The sequence below is a fragment of the Streptomyces swartbergensis genome (assembly GCF_002148965.1).
In the GTDB taxonomy this organism is placed as follows: domain Bacteria; phylum Actinomycetota; class Actinomycetes; order Streptomycetales; family Streptomycetaceae; genus Streptomyces; species Streptomyces swartbergensis.
Genome location: NZ_NGFN01000770.1, coordinates 1 through 892, shown reverse-complemented (window position 1 = coordinate 892; position 892 = coordinate 1). Strand labels below are relative to the sequence as shown.

1 pseudogene is annotated in these 892 nt (G+C 72.2%); it reads left to right on the top strand.

The annotated features are described in order from the left end of the window. Window positions 1-892, top strand: a pseudogene (locus CA983_RS44220) (VWA domain-containing protein); the annotation flags it as partial.

Genomic DNA, 892 nt, shown 5'->3' with positions numbered 1-892 from the left:
GAACACGACCTCGTGTCACTGATCTTCGACAATGTGACGGTGCCCAGGCCTGCGCGATCGGCGGAAGGGGAGCCGGCGGCTGCGGAGAAGTCCCGGGTTGAGGAGCCGCGCGGGGTTGAGGAGCAGCCGACGGCCGCTGAGAAGCCGGCGGTAGAGGAAGAGCGGCTGACCGTCGAGGAACCGGCGTCTGCCGAGCAGCCGGTAGCGGAGAAGCCCGCGATTGAGGCGCAGCCGACGGCCCCCGAGAAGCCGGCGGTAGAGGAAGAGCGGGCGACCGTCGAGGAACCGGCGCCTGCCGAAAAGCCGGTAGCGGAGAAGCCCGCAACTGAGGAGCAGCCGACGGCCGCCGAGAAGCCGGCGGTAGAGGAAGAGCGGGCGACCGTCGAGGAACCGGCGCCTGCCGAAAAGCCGGTAGCGGAGAAGCCGCAGGTTGTGGAGGAGCCGACGTTCGCGGAGAAGCCTGCGGCGGTGGCACCGGAGGCAGAGGCTGACGCGGAGGCGGAGGCGGAGGCCAAGCCGACGGCGGAGAAGCCGACGTCCGCCGAAAAGCCGACGGAGGCAACTGCGGCGGAGACGCCGGCGCCGACGGAACCGGCGGAGGAGGCGACCGTCGCGGAGGCCCAGGAGCCCGAGAAGCCCGAGTCGTCCTCCGAAGGCAAGCTGCCGACGCCCGAGTCGTCCTCCGAAGGCAAGCCGCCGACGCCCGAGGCGGAACCGAAGGCCAAGGCGGTGGACGCTCCCGCAGCCGCCGACGACGACTCCGCCCCACAGGGGCCACCCGCACCCGACGACGAAAGCAGCACGGGTGGTGCGGGCGGGAACGACACGGCCGAAGCCGAAGGCGAGGCCGAACCCAAGCCGACGCCGGACGCCACCACCCCCGCCGTCCCCC